Source organism: Streptomyces rimosus subsp. rimosus, from assembly GCF_000720725.1.
Lineage (GTDB): Bacteria > Actinomycetota > Actinomycetes > Streptomycetales > Streptomycetaceae > Streptomyces > Streptomyces rimosus_A.
This window is the reverse complement of record NZ_JOCQ01000002.1, coordinates 1-14,472: the sequence shown is the minus strand read 5'-3', so window position 1 is coordinate 14,472 and position 14,472 is coordinate 1. Positions and strand designations below refer to the sequence as shown.

Genomic DNA, 14,472 nt, shown 5'->3' with positions numbered 1-14,472 from the left:
CGGCTGCGCGCCATGAAGTCACGGGGAAAGGCAGAACATGAAGCAAGCGAAGGCCCGTCGGGCGATCGTGGGTATGGCGGTCGCCGTAGCCGGATTCGCCGTACCGACGGTCATGTCCGGCACCGCCGTCGCGGACGGGCACCGGCCGGTGAGCACGGTGGAGCCGCGTACGCAGAGCCAGTGCGTCTCCTACCTCAGGGCCCACCACTACAAGATCGGCCCCAAGGTGAAGGCCGCCTGCAAGTGGAAGGCGGCCTCGGAGCCGCCGCTCAACCCCGACATCCGGTGTCTGGCCGGTCTGCGGGCCCTCGGGGTCAAGGACGACGACGTCATCTACGCGTGCATCCGCGCCTGATCGGCGATCCGTCGCGGGCCGGACGTCCGGCCTGAGCGCGTTCACCCGGGACCGAGGGGTCCGTGCCACGGCGCACGGGCCTCTCGCTGCCGGTTAGGTTAGGCTCACCTGACCGACTCGGGGAGGCCGACCATGACCGCCGCACAGCCCATACGCACAGCCGATCTCCGCTCGACGGAAGCGCCGCGCTTCGACCACCTCCTGCACTGCGTGCCGGACGTGCCCGCGGCCGTGCGGGAGTACACGGCGGCCGGGCTGCCCGCGCACACCAACCCGGTGCACGAGGGGTTCCAGAACGGCGCCTGGCGGCTGGACGACCGGTACGTCGAGATCCTGACCGTCGTCGATCGCGCGGTGTACGCGCCCTCCCCGTTCGGGCGGGCGACGGCCGGGTGGCAGCCCCGTATCGACGCGCTGATGGCGGCGGGCGGCGGCCCGCTGAACTTCGCGGTGCACGTCACGGACACGGCCGCCACCGCCGAGCGGCTGCGCCGGGCGGGCCACGCCGTCGACGTACACGACTTCTCCTTCCAGGGAGGCCGGGTGACCTTCCAGGAAGCGATGCTGACGGGCGACGGCACGCCGCCCTGGGCCCCGTTCTTCATCACCGTCCGCGCCGACCCCGCACTCCGCCGGGAGCATGAGGCCTCCCGCCGGATCAACCGCGGGGCCTACGACCTCGCGGGCTTCCTCGTCGAGACGCCCGATCCGCGCGGCGCCGCCGCCTGGCTCGGCGCGCTCACCGGTGTTCCGGTGGACGCGAGCGGCACCGTCGTACCGTTCGACGGCGGCGCGGCGCACTTCACCGCCGGGCCGGCCGACCGCATCACCACCCTGCTGCTGACGGGCGATCAGCCGCCGCGCACCGCGATCGCCGGGCTGCGGCTGCGCGGGGCACACGACGTGTGAGGACGGCCCCGGGTCATGTCATCGCCGCCCCCAGCCCGACGAAGCCGCAGATCAGGACGGCGAGGAGGGCCAGCAGGGGCCAGACGAAGCGCACGTACCTGTCGTAGCCGACCTTGGCCAGCGAGACCCCGCCCATGATGACGGCGGTGGTGGGCACCCACAGGTTCATCCAGCCGCTGGCCGCCTGCCAGGCCGTGACGACCACCGCGCGGGAGACGTGCGCGAAGTCGGCCAGCGGCGCCAGGACCGGCATGGCGAGGGTGGCGTGGCCGGACGTGGACGGGATGAGGAAGGCCAGCGGCAGGTTGACGATGTAGACCATGATGCCGAACAGGGCGGACGGGGCGCCGGAGACGGTGCCCTCGACCGCATGCAAAACCGTGTCCGTAATGCGCGCATTGTTCATAATCGTAGTTACCCCGCGAGCCAGCACGATGACCAGCGCCGGGGAGACGAACTCGGCGACGCCCTGCACGAACGTCGCGCTGAGCCGCTGTTCGCCCATCCGCGCCAGGAGGCCGACGAGGACCGAGGCCGCGAGGAACAGCGCGGCCAGCTGCGGGAAGGACCAGCCCAGTTCGAAGGCGTACGGAGCGGCGTCGGCGTCCCCGGTGAGCGCCCCGGACCACGGGATCACCGAGAAGATCATGAAGGCGAAGACCAGGGCCACGGTGACCAGCACCGTCTTGTCCAGCCCGGTCAGCGGCGCCGGCTCCGCCGCGTCCTCGGCGGCCCACGCGCGGTCCCGGTCACCGGGCCGGAAGCCGACGAGCGAGCGCTCCGGATCGGCCTGGACGCGGCGCGCGTAGCGGACCACGTAGCCGATGGTGACGCCGGTGAGCACCAGCCACATCGCCACCCGCAGCACGATGCCCTCGCCCAGCGAGATGTCGGCGGCCGAGGAGGCGACGCCGGTGGCGAAGGGGTTGACGGTGGAGCACAGGACGCCGATGCCGGCGCCGAGGATGATCGTCGCGGTGGCGACCATCCGGTCGTAGCCGAGCGCGAGCATCAGGGGCACGACCAGCCCGTAGAAGCCGAGCGTCTCCTCGGCGAACCCCTCGACCGTCCCGAGCAGCGAGAAGACGGCCATCACACCGGCGATCAGCAGCCCGCCGCGGTGCCGGAGGCGGTGGGCCAGCCGGCCGATGCCGCGGTCCAGGGCGCCGGTGGCGAAGACGACCGTGATGAACGCGCCGATGGCCAGCACGAAGAGGAACACCCCCGCGCTGCCGTACAGTTCGCCCGCCATCGTCGGGCCGACCTGCCCGGTCTTCGCGTCCTGCACGCCGTACAGGCCGTTGACCGGCGAGAGGAAGAGGTCGCCCAGCCGGTCGGTGAAGGACTGGCCGGAGGATGTGTGGTGGTAGGTGCCCTGGACCGGGGCGCCGGACGCGTTGCGGTCGTAACTGCCGGACGGGATGACGAAGGCGAGCGCCCAGACCGCGAGGGTGACGACGACCAGGACGGTCAGGGCGCTGGGGAAGGTGAACCGGCGGCGGGGGCCCGCCGGGGCGCCGTCGGCGGGCGCGTCCCCGTCGGACGGCGGGGGTTCGACGGGGCGGGGGTCGTCGTCGGGCGGCGGCTCGTGGTCCGGTTGCCGGGCGGGCGGCTGCTGGGCGTTCGGGTCCACCGCGGAACCCCTCTCCGTGGCGCCGGGCGCTCACTTGACTCGCGTTCAGGTGCCGACGCAGCATATCGACCCAAACGCTGACATCCTGGCGCAGACCGCCCTTGCCGCAACACAGGTGGAGAGCGGCGGCGAGCCCGCGGATGCCGCCGCCGGCGGCCGCCGTGCGCGGCGCCGGTTCCCTGCCCGCACGCTACTATGTTCATAGTAAACCGGCACTACACATCTGGATTTCGAAAGGTGCGCAGGGTGGCGCGACGGCGGGCAGAGGTCCTGGACGCGGCGATCGAGGTGCTGGGCGCGGCGGGGTCGCGGGGGCTGACGTACCAGGCGGTGGATGCCGCCGCGGGCGTACCGTCCGGCACCACGTCCAACTACTTCCGCAACCGCGCCGCGCTGATCGACGGCATCGCCGGCCACCTGGAAGCGCTGGAGCGCCACGACTGGGACGAGTTCGCGCGGCAGGCCGCGCCCGCCGGCGTACCGGAGCTGGCCGCCGCCGTGACGCGGTTCGTCCGGTACGCGACCGGCCCCGCGCGCGCCAGGACCGCCGCCCGCTACGCCCTGCTCCTGGAAGCCTCGGCCCGCCCCGAGCTGCGCCCGCCGCTCGCCCGGGGGCGCGAGGCCGTCGCCGGATGGAGCGCGGAATGGCTGCGGCGTTTCGGCTCACCGGCGCCCCGGCGGCACTGCGGGATTCTTCTCGACTACCTCGACGGTGTCATGTTCCACCAACTCACCTTCCCCGTAGAGGACTTCGACCCCGGCCCGGGCATCGCGGAGCTGCTCGCCGGACTGCTCGGCAGCGCGGAGCCACCCGCCGCGCCGTGATACCCCCGCGCCACGCCACGGCCGAATTCCATGGCCCGGGCCTCCGGCTTGTGGTGGAGTGACGCCGGTGACGACACCAGACACCGAGCCGGCACGAGCCGCCGGCTACCGCGCCGCGTACGACGCACAACTGAGGGACCGCGGATTCGCGCCCGGCGCCCCGGACACCGAGCGGGTCGGGCCCGTACTGCGCCGAACGCTCCCCCGCCAGGGCGGGCTGATCCTCTACCGCGACCTCGGCGGGCTCGACGGGGAGGCGCTGGACGCCTTCATCGCCGCCCAGCGCGACCACTTCGCGGCCCGCGGCCTGCCGGTCGAGTGGAAGTACCACGGGCACGACCTGCCCGCCGACCTGCCGGACCGGCTGGTCGCGGCCGGGTTCACGCCGGGCGAGCGCGAGACGGTCGTGATCGGCGAGGCGGCGGACATCGCGGGGCCGCCCGGGGGCCCGCCGCTTCCCGAAGGCGTACGGCTGCGCGACGTCACCGGCCGGGCGGACTTCGACCGCATCGGGGAACTGGCCGCGGCCGTCTGGGCCGACGACCGCAGCTGGCTCGCACCGGCCCTGGAGGAGATGACGGCGGGCCGGGGCGGTGACGCCTGCGTGGTGACCGTGGCGGAGTCGCTCGCGGGCGAGGTGGTCTCGGCGGCGTGGGCGCGCTTCCACCAGGGCACCGACTTCGCCTCGCTGTGGGGCGGCTCGACGCTGCCCAACTGGCGCGGCAAGGGCGTCTATCGCGCCCTGGTCGCGCACCGGGCGGCGCTCGCCCTGGCGCGCGGATTCTGTTACGTACAGGTCGACGCCCTGGAGACCAGCCGCCCCGTCCTGAACCGGCTGGGCCTGGTCAGCGCCGCCACGACCGTGCCGTACGTATGGCAGCCGCCCGCCGCAAGCGCCGCTGTCCGGCCGGAGGTTGGCGCGATCTGATGGGTTCCGGTCCTCCCCGGGGTCTGATAGGAAAGGTTCCTAACGATTGGGATCCCTCACCGCACCACGGCCACCCGGCCCGCTCCCCTGGAGGACAACCATGCGTGCCCGATCCATAGGCAAGGCCATCCGCAGGCCCGCCACCGGCCTGACCCTCGGTCTGGTGCTGGTCGCCGTGCCGGCGACCGCCGTCGCCGGCACGGCCTTCGCCGGTACCGGCCCGGCGCCCGCCGCGGCCCCCCGCGTGGCCAAGGCCGCGGCCGGCCTGGACGACCCGGCGAAGAAGGAGATCGCCATGCAGCTGGTCGCCAGCGCCGAGAACTCCACGCTGGACTGGAAGAAGAAGTACGGCTACATCGAGGACATCAACGACGACCGCGGCTACACCGGCGGCATCATCGGCTTCTGTTCCGGTACGGGCGACATGCTGGACCTGGTCGAGCTGTACACCAAGCGCAAGCCCGGCAACGTCCTGGCGAAGTACCTGCCCGCGCTGCGCAAGGTCAACGGCACCAAGTCGCACGAGGGCCTGGACCCGGGCTTCACCAAGGACTGGGCGAAGGCCGGCAAGGACCCGGCCTTCCAGCAGGCGCAGAACGACGAGCGGGACCGGGTGTACTTCAACCCGGCGGTCAAGCAGGGCAAGGCCGACAAGATCGGTGTGCTGGGCCAGTTCGCGTACTACGACGCGCTCGTCATGCACGGGAACGGCAGCGACAGGACCAGCTTCTCCAACATCCGCAAGCGCGCCATGGCCAAGGCCAAGACCCCGGCCCAGGGCGGCGACGAGAAGACGTACCTGAACGCCTTCCTGGACGCCCGGGTCTGGGCGATGAAGCAGGAGGAGGCGCACAGCGACACCAGCCGCGTGGACACCGCGCAGCGCGTCTTCCTCAAGAAGGGCAACCTGAACCTGGACCCGCCGCTGGACTGGAAGGTGTACGGGGACTCGTACCACATCGGCTGAGCGGCGCGGCGGCCCGTACCGTACCGGATCTCCGGGGCGGTACGGGCCGCCGGCACGTCCGGACGGGCGCGGCCGGACCCGTAGGGCGGCTCAGTGCGCCCCGGCCGGCCGCGCGTCCGGGGCCCCGCGTTCCGGCTGCTGCGGGATCACCTCCAGCGGCGGCTCGCCGCGCCGCCTGCCGAAGTGGTTGAAGGCCAGGTTGAGCACGATGGCGATGATGCACCCGGTGCTGATGCCGGAGTCCAGGACGACCAGCATGTCCTTGGGGAAGTCGTGGTAGAACCGCGGCGCCGCGATGGGGATCAGGCCGATGCCCACCGACGCCGCGACGATCAGCGCGTTCTCGCCCTTGTCCATCGCGGCGGTGGCCAGCGTCTGGATGCCGCTGGCGGCGACCGACCCGAACAGCACGATGCCCGCGCCGCCCAGGACCGGCAGCGGGACCAGCGAGATCACCGAGGCGGCGACCGGACACAGGCCCAGCACGATCAGGATCAGACCGCCGGTGGCGACGACGAACCGGCTGCGCACCCCGGTCATCGCGACCAGGCCGATGTTCTGCGCGAAGGCGCTGTTGGCGAAGCCGTTGAAGAGCGGGCTGAGGGCGGTGCCGAGGGTGTCGGCGCGCAGGCCGCCCTCGATGGTGCGCTCGTCGGCCGGCCGGTCCACGATCTTGCCGAGGGCGAGCATGTCGGCGGTGGACTCGGTCATGCAGACCAGCATGACGATGCCCATGCTCACCACGGCGGCCGCGTCGAACTGGGGCGCGCCGAAGTGGAACGGCGTCGGGAAGCCGATGACGTCCGCCTTCGTGATCGCCCCGAAGTCCGTGATGCCCACGGGGATGGCGATCAGCGTGCCGGCGACCAGGCCGAGCAGGATCGAGATCTGCTGGAGGAAGCCGCGCAGCACCCGGCGCAGGACGAGCACGATGACGAAGGTGAGCGCCGCCATGCCGATGTTGGTGAGCGAACCGTAGTCGTGCGCGGTGGCGTTGCCGCCCTGGGACCAGTTGAAGGCGACGGGCAGCAGGGAGACGCCGATCAGGGTGATGACGGTGCCGGTGACCACCGGCGGGAAGAACCGCACCAGCTTGGAGAAGTAGGGCGCGAGCAGGAAGCCGAGCACACCGGCGACGATCACCGCGCCGAAGATGACGGGCAGCGCGTCGCCGGGGTCCTGGGCCTTGCCGATGGCGACCATCGGGGTGACGCCAGCGAACGAGACGCCGTTGACGAACGGCAGCTTGGCGCCGATCTTCCAGAAGCCGAGGGTCTGCAGCAGGGTGGCGATGCCGGCGGTGAAGAGGCTCGCGCCCATGAGGAACGCGGTCTCGGCGGGGCTCAGCCCGCAGGCCGGGCCGACGATCATGGGCGGGGCCACCACGCCCGCGTACATGGCAGCCACGTGCTGCAGGCCGCTGGTGAACATCTTGAAGGGCGGCAGGGTTGCGTCGACCGGGTGTTTGCGGTCGCCCTGCGCCGTCCGCCCTGGGGTTGCGGCCACTGCGGGCCTCCTTCGATTTCTGCGCCGCGAGGGGGCGGCGGCGCGAGGCTGTCACGGAGGGCGTGCGTCGGGTGCGGTGGTGCAGCGGTCCGCGCTTGTGGCGCGTAGATCCGCGCTCGTGGCGCGTACGGGGGTGGTGACAGGTCGTCACGTAAAGGGGGAGTGATAATGCGCAGCATTACCGGGCCGGGGGCACGGAGCGACCTCCGTGCCCCCGGGTTCCGGCGCTTGTGGACCCCGCTCGGATCCACAAGCTCCCGGCCGGGGCCGTCCCCCCGGCCGAGTCCTCGGGGTGCCGCCGGGCGGGGATCAGCCCTCGGCGGCGATGCGGGCCAGGCGCCGGGCCTCGGCCCGGGCGGTGCGGGCGATGGTGTCCTCGTCGGCGTTGGTCAGCCGGCCGTCCTCGACCACCGGCTCGCCGTCGACCAGGGAGAGGGTGACCGGCGCCGCCGCGCCGAAGACCAGGGCGGTGACCGGGTCGGCGATGGTGGAGTGGGCCAGGCCGTCCAGCTTCCACAGCACCAGGTCGGCCAGCTTGCCGGCCTCCAGGGAGCCGATCTCGGCGGTCCGGCCGAGCACCTGGGCGCCGCCGTAGGTGCCCAGGCGCAGCGCCTTGCGGGCGTCGAGGGCGGCCTCCCGGTGCGCGCCGAGCCGGTTGATCAGCAGCGCGTTGCGCAGTTCGGTGTGCAGTTCACCGCTCTCGTTGGAGGCGGTGCCGTCCACGCCGAGGCCGACCGGTACGCCCGCGGCGAGCATGTCGGGGACGCGGGCGATGCCGGCCGCGAGCCGGGCATTGGAGGACGGGCAGTGCGCCACGCCGGTCCTCGTCCGGGCGAAGGCGGCGATGTCGGAGTCGTTCATGTGGACGCAGTGCGCCATCCACACATCCTCGCCGAGCCAGCCGGTGGACTCGAAGTAGTCGGTCGGGCCCATGCCGAACAGCTCGTGGCAGAACTTCTCCTCCTCGACCGTCTCCGAGCCGTGGGTGTGCATCCGTACGCCCTTGCGGCGGGCCAACTCGGCGCCTTGGCGGAGGAGTTCGGTGGATATGGAGAACGGTGAGCAGGGGGCGACGGCGATGTGCACCATGGCGCCGAAGGAGGCGTCGTGGTGGGTGTCGATGGCCTCCTCCGTGGCCTTCAGCGCGCCCTCGGTGGTCTCGACGGCGAAGTCCGGCGGCAGCCCGCCGTCCTTGACGCTGCGGTCCATCGACCCGCGCGCGAGGGTGATCCGGGCGCCGATCTCCCGGGCAGCGGCCAGCTCGGCGCCGACCAGGTCGCCGGAGCCCTGCGGGAAGACGTAGTGGTGGTCGGAGGCGGTGGTGACGCCGCCCTTGACCATCATGGCCAGCGAACCCTGGGTGGCCGCGGCCAGCATCGGCGCGTCGATGCGGGCCCATACCGGGTACAGGGCCACCAGCCAGTTGAAGAGGTTGTGGTCGGTGGCCAGACCGCGGGTGATCCACTGGTAGAAGTGGTGGTGGGTGTTGACCAGGCCGGGGGTGACGAGGTGGCCGGTGCCGTCGATACGGCGGACGACGTTCTCCAGGCCCGCGGGGGCCTTCCCCGCGCCCACCGCTTCGATGAGGTTGCCGGCGACGACGACGTGGCCCGAGGCGTACTCGGTGCCGTCGGCGTCGACGGTCGCGACGGCGCAGTTCTCGATGACGATGCGACGCGTCACCGTGCTGTCAGGGGCTGCCGATGCTGCCATGGAGCTTCCTCTTGCTTTCCGATAGGGATCGGGCACGGCAGGGCCCTAAGGGGATTTGAGTGCCGGAGCCGGGCGAGGCGGCTGACAGTACCGCTGCCCCCTTGGTGCTCCGGGTGCCGAGATGGTGGAAGAACAGGTTGAGCAGGACCGCGACGAGCGCACCGGCGCTGATGCCGGAGCCGAGCACGGTCTGCGCCCAGGCGGGGAAGTCCGCGTAGAAGGCCGGGGCGGCGAGCGGGATGATGCCCGCGCCCAGCGACACGGCCACCAGGATGATGTTGGAGCTGTCGTCGAGCCCGGCCTCGGAGAGCGTACGGATGCCGCTGACCGCGATCGAGCCGAACAGCACGATGCCGGCGCCGCCGAGGACGGGCATCGGTACGAGGTTGACCACCGCGCCGAGGACCGGGAAGGCGCCGAGGACCAGCAGGGTGGCGCCCGCGACGGCGACGACGTACCGGCTGCGTACCCGGGTCAGCGAGACGACACCGACGTTCTGCGCGAAGGCGCTGGTGGGGAAGCCGCCGAAGACGGGCCCGAGGAGGGTGGCGATGCCGTCGGTGCGCAGCCCGCGGGTGATGGTCCGCCCGGTCGTACGCCGTTCGCAGATCTCGCCGAGGGCGAGCATCCCGGCGGCGGACTCGGTCATCAGGACCAGCATGACGATGCACAGGGACAGCACGGCGGCGGGCTGGAACTCCGGCGTGCCGAAGGCGAAGGGCGTGGGCAGCGCGACGACCGGCGCCGCGCGCAGCGCGTCGAAGCTCGCCATGCCGAACGGGACCGCGGCGAGGGTGCCCGCGACCAGGCCCAGCAGGAGGGCGATCTGCTTGACGAAGCCGCGGGTGAAGCGCTGGATCAGCAGGATGACCACGAGCGTGAAGGCGGCGAGCGCCAGGTGCTGCATGGAGCCGAAGTCGGCGGCCTCCTTGTCGCCGCCCTGGGCCCAGCCGACGGGTACGGGCATCAGGGTGACGCCGATGAGCGTGATGACGACGCCGGTGACCAGTGGCGGGAAGTAGCGCAGCAGTCTGCCGAAGAACGGGCCGACGGCCAGGCAGAAGGCACCGGCGACCATCACCGCCCCGTAGATGGCGGGGAGTTGGTGGCCTTTCGCGGTGGTCTCGGCGATGGCGAGCATCGGGGTGATGCCGGCCGAGGAGGCGGCGTTGACGAACGGCAGCCGGTTGCCGGCGAACCGGCCGGCGCCGAGGGTCTGCAGGAGCGTGGCGAGACCGGCGATCAGCAGGCTGGCGGCGATCAGCCGGGTGCGGCCCGCGGTGTCCAGGCCGGTGGCCTGGCCGATGATGAGCGGAGGGGTGACGACGCCGGCGTACATGGCGGCGATGTGCTGGAGGGCGGCGGGGACGAGCCGCTTGGGGGCCGGCTTCTCGTCCACCGGGTGGACCGGCGGGACGGGGTGTTTCTCAACGTGCGGTGGCTGTGCCATGGGTCGTTCCCCTCAGGATTCGCGGGCCCCTCCCCGCTGCGGGACGGAGAGGGGGCGGCGAGGCACGGCGCTGCGTCGGGAGCCGTCAGAGGTTGGTCAGATCCGTCGGGATCTCGGCTTCGACACCGTCGCGCAGGACAGTGGCTTCTATCAGGCCGTACGGGCGGTCCGCCGCGTAATAGACCTCATTGTCGTTCTTGAGCCCGAACGGCTCCAGATCCACCAGGAAGTGGTGCTTGTTCGGCAGCGAGAACCGCACCTCGTCGATCTCCGCGCGGTTGTTGATGATCCGCGAGCCCATCTGGTACAGGGTCTGCTGGAGGGAGAGGCTGTAGGTCTCCGCGAAGGCGTCCAGCAGGTGTTTGCGGACCTGGGCGTAGGAGCGCTCCCAGTTGGGCATCCGCTGCTCGTCGTCGGTCCAGTTGAACCGCCAGCGGCCGGAGACCTCGGTGGCCAGGATGCGGTCGTAGGCTTCCTTGAGCGTCGTGTACTTGTCCTTGATGTAGCCCCAGAACTCGGAGTTGGTGGAGTTCATCACGACGAGGTCCTTCAGGCCGGAGACGACCTGCCACTTCTCGCCGTCGTAGGTGATCTGGGTCAGCCGGGTCTCCTGGCCCTTGCGGACGAAGGAGTGCCTGACCTCGTCCGCGCCGATGAACTTCGCGTGGGCCTCGGAGGTCTCGATGCGCTCCCAGGCGTACTCCTCGATGCGGATCCGGGCCCGGTGGATCGGCTCCTGACTGGTGACGAAGTGCCGGGCCAGGTGGATGCCGAACTGCTCCGCCGACTCGATGCCGTGTTCCTTGGCGAAGGCGTACACGGTGTTCTTGGTGGTGTCGGTGGGCAGGCAGTGGGCGTTGGAGCCGGAGAGGTGGACCTCTTCGAGGTCGCCGGAGAGCGCGACTGAGACGTTGAGGTCCTTGATGTGGTGGGTGTCGCCGTCCCGGGTGATCCTGACGACGCGGTTCTCCGCCTTGCCGTACTGGTTCTGGCCGAGAATCACCGGGCGGGAAGCGGCCGGGCGGGCCGGGCGGGAGGATTCGGTCATGGTCGGTGCTAGCTCCCTCGGTATACGGAGTAGCCGAACGGGTTGAGCAGCAGCGGTACGTGGTAGTGCTCACCCGGCTGGACGGCAAAAGTGATCGCCACCTCCGGGAAGAAAGCTCCGCTGTCCCTTGCGCGGGGGGCGTCCTGCTGTTCCTCGGCTTGCTGGTCGGCCGTTTCGGCCTTGCTGGCGAGGTACGCCTCGGTCGCGAAGTCCAGGCGTACGTGGGTGGTGCCCGCCGGCAGCGCCGGCAGGTCCTTGCAGCGCCCGTCCGCGTCGGTCCTGGAGGCGCCGTGGGCGCTCCAGTCCGCGTCGTGTCCGGACCGCACCGAGAGCGTGAGGGCGATGCCCTCCGCGGGGCGGCCCAGGCTGGTGTCCAGGATGTGTGTGGACACCGACGTCTCGTACCGGGCCGCCTCGCTGCTCATGGTCGTGCTCCTTCCGCCGCGTCCGCCGGGTCCGCCGCGTCCTCGACGAGGCGGCCCAGCCTGATGCGGTTGATCTTGCCCAGTTCGGTACGGACGATCTCGCGTTCTTGTTCCGGCGTGTTGTCCAGGCGGTTACGGGCGGCGTCCCGCAGCTGCTCGCCGGTCAGTCCGGTGGCGCAGACGAGGAAGACGTGCCCGAATTTCTCCTGGTACGCCAGGTTCAGTTCGAGCATCTCCGCCTTGAGTCCGGCACCGGCGCCGGACATCCCGCGCTGTTCGCGCGAGGAGGTCGCGTCGCCCGGCGTGGGCCGGCCGATGGGCGGGTGCCCGGCCATCGCCTCGGCCAGGTCCGCCGCGGTCAGCTCGGCCATGGCGGCGTCGCTGGCGGCGAACAGGGCGTCGGCGGTGGCGTACGGGCGCCGGGCGAGGATCCGGCTTCCCCACGTCCGGCTGGCGCACGCCTCGCGCAGTGCGGCACGGGCCGCACTGTCGGCTGCGGCGTTGAACCGGGCGAGGCCCGGCGTCGGATTCGAAGACACGGGTAGCCTCCGTGGCCTGGTGCGGTGCGGGCTCTGCTTGGCTGGAAACAGCTAAGACCTCCGGCAACATCACGTCAACACTTTGTTGAAAACTCGGCAACAAGAAAGCCGCCGTCCGGATCGCCCGGACGGCGGCATGCGCGGGTTCGCCCAACTGGCTCCGACTGCGGGTCAGTCGGCGCCCTTCGCGGCGTTGTTCCTGTTCAGGTAGTTGTAAATGGTGAAGCGGCTGACGCCGAGCGCGCCGGCCACCGTCTCGACCCCGTGCCGTACGGAAAAAGCGCCGCGCGCCTCCAGAACCCGCACCACCGACTGCTTGGTCCGGCGGTCCAGGTCCGACAGCGGCATGCCGTGCCGCCGCTGGAGCTCGGCGAGCAGGTGATCGAGCGAGTCGGACAGATGCGGCAGCCGTACGGCCACCCGGTCCCGCCCCTCCCAGGCCAGGACCACATCGTCACCCTGTGCCTGATCCGGCGCGACCATCTCCGCACCCATGGCGTCCACCAGCGGCTTGACCGCCCGGACGAACGGGTGATCGGCGGGCTCGGTCACGTCGCGTCCCCCTCGGCCGGTGCGATCACGTTGACCTGGAGGGAGACCCGGGTGGCACCGGCCTCCAGGGACTTGCGCAACAGCGCGTCCACTGCTGACAGCACCTTCTCCCCCTCCCCCTCGGCCGTATTGCCGAACGGCCCGACATCGACGGCGTCCAGCCCGGCCCCCGTGATGATCTCGCGCCCCACGACCGCGTGGGCGGGCGCTTCGTCCAGATCGAACGGTTCCGTCGTGAATTCCACTCGCAATCGCACCATGACACCAAAGTATCGCCGCCGGACCGCGCCCCGTCCCGGCCCTTGACAGGTCACGAGATCCACGGGCAGTGTTCCAGCAAGCAGAAAGACAGTTCCGCAACCTGTCGATCCTGTTCACCGAGCTGCCGCTGCTGGAGCGTCCGGCGGCGGCCGCCGCGGCCGGATTCACCGCGGTCGAGCTGTGGTGGCCGTGGACCGACGCCCCGGTACCCGAGAAGCGGCAGCTGGACGGCCTGCGCGCGGCCCTCCGCACGGCGGGCACCCAGCTGGTCGGCTTGAACTTCTACGCCGGGCAGCTGCCCGGCCCCGACCGCGGCGCCCTGTCGATTCCGGGCGAGGAGTCCGAGCGCTTCCGCGCCAACCTCGACGTGGCGGCCGACTTCGCGCAGTCGCTGGGCTGCACCGCTTTGAACGCCCTGTACGGCAACCGCGTCGACGGCATCGACCCGGCCACCCAGGACGCCCTGGCCCTGGAGAACCTCACCCTGGCCGCGCGAGCGGCCCACCGGATCGGCGCCACCCTGCTGATCGAGGCGCTCAACGCCCCCGAATCGCCGCACTGCCCGATCGTCTCCGCACCACAAGCCATCGAGGTCGTCGAGGCGGTCAACGCCGCCACCGGCCTGGACAACGCCCGCTTCCTGCTGGACCTGTACCACCTGGCGATGAACGGCGAGGACCTGGAGCAGGCCATCGACCGCTACACCCCCCTGACCGGACACGTCCAGATCGCCGACAGCCCCGGCCGCGGCGCCCCCGGCACCGGCACCCTGCCCCTCGAAGCCCTCCTGGACCGCCTGCACACCAACGGCTACGACGGCTGGACCGGCCTGGAGTACCAGCCCGGCGACCGCCCCAGCACCGACGCCTTCACCTGGCTGCCGCGCCCCCACCGCGCCGCCCACTGACCCGAGCACAACACGAAAGGCCATAGCTATGAGCACACTTCCGCAGATCGCCTGGATCGGGCTGGGCATCATGGGCGCGCCCATGGCCGAGAACCTGCTCAAGGCCGGCTACCAGGTCACCGGCCACACCCTCGAACAGGACAAGCTGGACCGGCTGGCCGCCGCCGGCGGTACCCCGGCCGCCTCGATCGCCGCCGCGGTGGCCGACGCCGACATCGTCATCACCATGGTCCCGGCCTCCCCGCAGGTCGAAGCCATCGCCTACGGACCCGACGGCATCCTGGCAAACGCCCGCCCCGGCACGCTGCTGATCGACATGTCCTCGATCACCCCGCAGACCTCCATCGACCTGGCCGCCGCCGCGGCCGACAAGGGCATCCGGGTGCTGGACGCGCCGGTCTCCGGCGGCGAGGCCGGCGCCATCGAGGCCGTGCTGTCCATCATGGTCGGCGGC

Annotated in this window: 16 protein-coding genes; 7 read left to right on the top strand and 9 right to left on the bottom strand. The window is 71.5% G+C overall.

Features of this window, described 5'->3' with window-relative positions; translation table 11 throughout:
• Positions 1-37 precede the first annotated feature (37 nt).
• Both IH45_RS0101045 and IH45_RS0101040 read left to right on the top strand, forming a co-directional pair.
• Complete coding sequence (locus IH45_RS0101045; RefSeq protein WP_158812834.1) at positions 38-355, top strand: hypothetical protein; 318 nt, start codon at positions 38-40, stop codon at positions 353-355.
• Between the two features lie 132 nt (positions 356-487).
• Positions 488-1,264 (top strand): VOC family protein, encoded by a 777-nt coding sequence (locus IH45_RS0101040; RefSeq protein WP_032916594.1) that lies wholly within the window; start codon positions 488-490, stop codon positions 1,262-1,264.
• A 13-nt stretch (positions 1,265-1,277) separates the two neighbouring features.
• Here IH45_RS0101040 and IH45_RS0101035 read toward each other — a convergent pair whose 3' ends face one another.
• Entirely contained in the window at positions 1,278-2,897 is a 1,620-nt protein-coding gene (locus IH45_RS0101035; RefSeq protein WP_030659846.1) for a YfcC family protein, read from the bottom strand.
• Between the two features lie 246 nt (positions 2,898-3,143).
• On the opposite strand from IH45_RS0101035, the gene IH45_RS0101030 reads away from it, so the two are divergent.
• The 3 genes from IH45_RS0101030 (at position 3,144) to IH45_RS0101020 (ending at position 5,617) form a co-directional block, all read left to right on the top strand.
• Complete coding sequence (locus IH45_RS0101030; protein ID WP_030659845.1) at positions 3,144-3,722, top strand: TetR/AcrR family transcriptional regulator; 579 nt, start codon at positions 3,144-3,146, stop codon at positions 3,720-3,722.
• A gap of 67 nt (positions 3,723-3,789) precedes the next feature.
• Positions 3,790-4,650, top strand: coding sequence for a GNAT family N-acetyltransferase (locus tag IH45_RS0101025; protein WP_032916593.1), 861 nt, complete (start codon positions 3,790-3,792; stop codon positions 4,648-4,650).
• Between the two features lie 100 nt (positions 4,651-4,750).
• Entirely contained in the window at positions 4,751-5,617 is an 867-nt protein-coding gene (locus tag IH45_RS0101020) for a chitosanase (RefSeq protein WP_030659843.1), read from the top strand.
• A gap of 90 nt (positions 5,618-5,707) precedes the next feature.
• Here IH45_RS0101020 and IH45_RS0101015 read toward each other — a convergent pair whose 3' ends face one another.
• From IH45_RS0101015 to IH45_RS0100980, 8 genes are all read right to left on the bottom strand, one after another.
• Positions 5,708-7,123, bottom strand: coding sequence for a nucleobase:cation symporter-2 family protein (locus IH45_RS0101015; protein ID WP_030659842.1), 1,416 nt, complete (start codon positions 7,121-7,123; stop codon positions 5,708-5,710).
• A 309-nt stretch (positions 7,124-7,432) separates the two neighbouring features.
• The gene (locus IH45_RS0101010) at positions 7,433-8,836 is read right to left on the bottom strand and encodes an 8-oxoguanine deaminase (protein ID WP_050514422.1); all 1,404 of its coding nucleotides are present in this window, start codon (positions 8,834-8,836) and stop codon (positions 7,433-7,435) included.
• The gene (locus tag IH45_RS0101005) at positions 8,814-10,286 is read right to left on the bottom strand and encodes a nucleobase:cation symporter-2 family protein (protein WP_234440384.1); all 1,473 of its coding nucleotides are present in this window, start codon (positions 10,284-10,286) and stop codon (positions 8,814-8,816) included. The genes IH45_RS0101010 and IH45_RS0101005 overlap by 23 nt, the downstream gene beginning before the upstream one ends.
• 85 nt (positions 10,287-10,371) lie before the next feature.
• Positions 10,372-11,334, bottom strand: coding sequence for a factor-independent urate hydroxylase (gene pucL / locus IH45_RS0101000; RefSeq protein ID WP_032916592.1), 963 nt, complete (start codon positions 11,332-11,334; stop codon positions 10,372-10,374).
• Between the two features lie 8 nt (positions 11,335-11,342).
• Positions 11,343-11,759 carry a hydroxyisourate hydrolase gene (gene uraH, locus IH45_RS0100995; protein WP_030659838.1) on the bottom strand — a complete coding sequence of 139 codons (417 nt, stop codon included), beginning with the start codon at positions 11,757-11,759 and terminating at the stop codon, positions 11,343-11,345.
• On the bottom strand, positions 11,756-12,298 hold the full coding sequence (uraD, locus tag IH45_RS0100990; RefSeq protein WP_030659837.1) for a 2-oxo-4-hydroxy-4-carboxy-5-ureidoimidazoline decarboxylase: 543 nt from the start codon (positions 12,296-12,298) through the stop codon (positions 11,756-11,758). The genes uraH and uraD overlap by 4 nt, the downstream gene beginning before the upstream one ends.
• A gap of 171 nt (positions 12,299-12,469) precedes the next feature.
• Positions 12,470-12,850 (bottom strand): helix-turn-helix domain-containing protein, encoded by a 381-nt coding sequence (locus tag IH45_RS0100985; RefSeq protein ID WP_030659835.1) that lies wholly within the window; start codon positions 12,848-12,850, stop codon positions 12,470-12,472.
• Entirely contained in the window at positions 12,847-13,107 is a 261-nt protein-coding gene (locus tag IH45_RS0100980; RefSeq protein WP_078897125.1) for a YkoF family thiamine-binding protein, read from the bottom strand. Before IH45_RS0100980 ends, IH45_RS0100985 begins: the two co-directional genes overlap by 4 nt.
• 71 nt (positions 13,108-13,178) lie before the next feature.
• On the opposite strand from IH45_RS0100980, the gene IH45_RS0100975 reads away from it, so the two are divergent.
• Complete coding sequence (locus IH45_RS0100975) at positions 13,179-14,018, top strand: TIM barrel protein (RefSeq protein ID WP_030659832.1); 840 nt, start codon at positions 13,179-13,181, stop codon at positions 14,016-14,018.
• 28 nt (positions 14,019-14,046) lie between these two features.
• Positions 14,047-14,472: NAD(P)-binding domain-containing protein (locus IH45_RS0100970; RefSeq protein ID WP_030659831.1), on the top strand; the 426-nt coding region annotated here is incomplete at its 3' end.

Bases quoted from the DNA above. Each gene is read 5' to 3' on its own strand.
- pucL (WP_032916592.1), bottom strand. From the start codon at position 11,334: ATGACCGAATCCTCCCGCCCGGCCCGCCCGGCCGCTTCCCGCCCGGTG.
- uraH (WP_030659838.1), bottom strand. From the start codon at position 11,759: ATGAGCAGCGAGGCGGCCCGGTACGAGACGTCGGTGTCCACACACATC.
- IH45_RS0101040 (WP_032916594.1), top strand. From the start codon at position 488: ATGACCGCCGCACAGCCCATACGCACAGCCGATCTCCGCTCGACGGAA.
- IH45_RS0101005 (WP_234440384.1), bottom strand. From the start codon at position 10,286: ATGGCACAGCCACCGCACGTTGAGAAACACCCCGTCCCGCCGGTCCAC.
- IH45_RS0101045 (WP_158812834.1), top strand. From the start codon at position 38: ATGAAGCAAGCGAAGGCCCGTCGGGCGATCGTGGGTATGGCGGTCGCC.
- IH45_RS0101020 (WP_030659843.1), top strand. From the start codon at position 4,751: ATGCGTGCCCGATCCATAGGCAAGGCCATCCGCAGGCCCGCCACCGGC.
- IH45_RS0101010 (WP_050514422.1), bottom strand. From the start codon at position 8,836: ATGGCAGCATCGGCAGCCCCTGACAGCACGGTGACGCGTCGCATCGTC.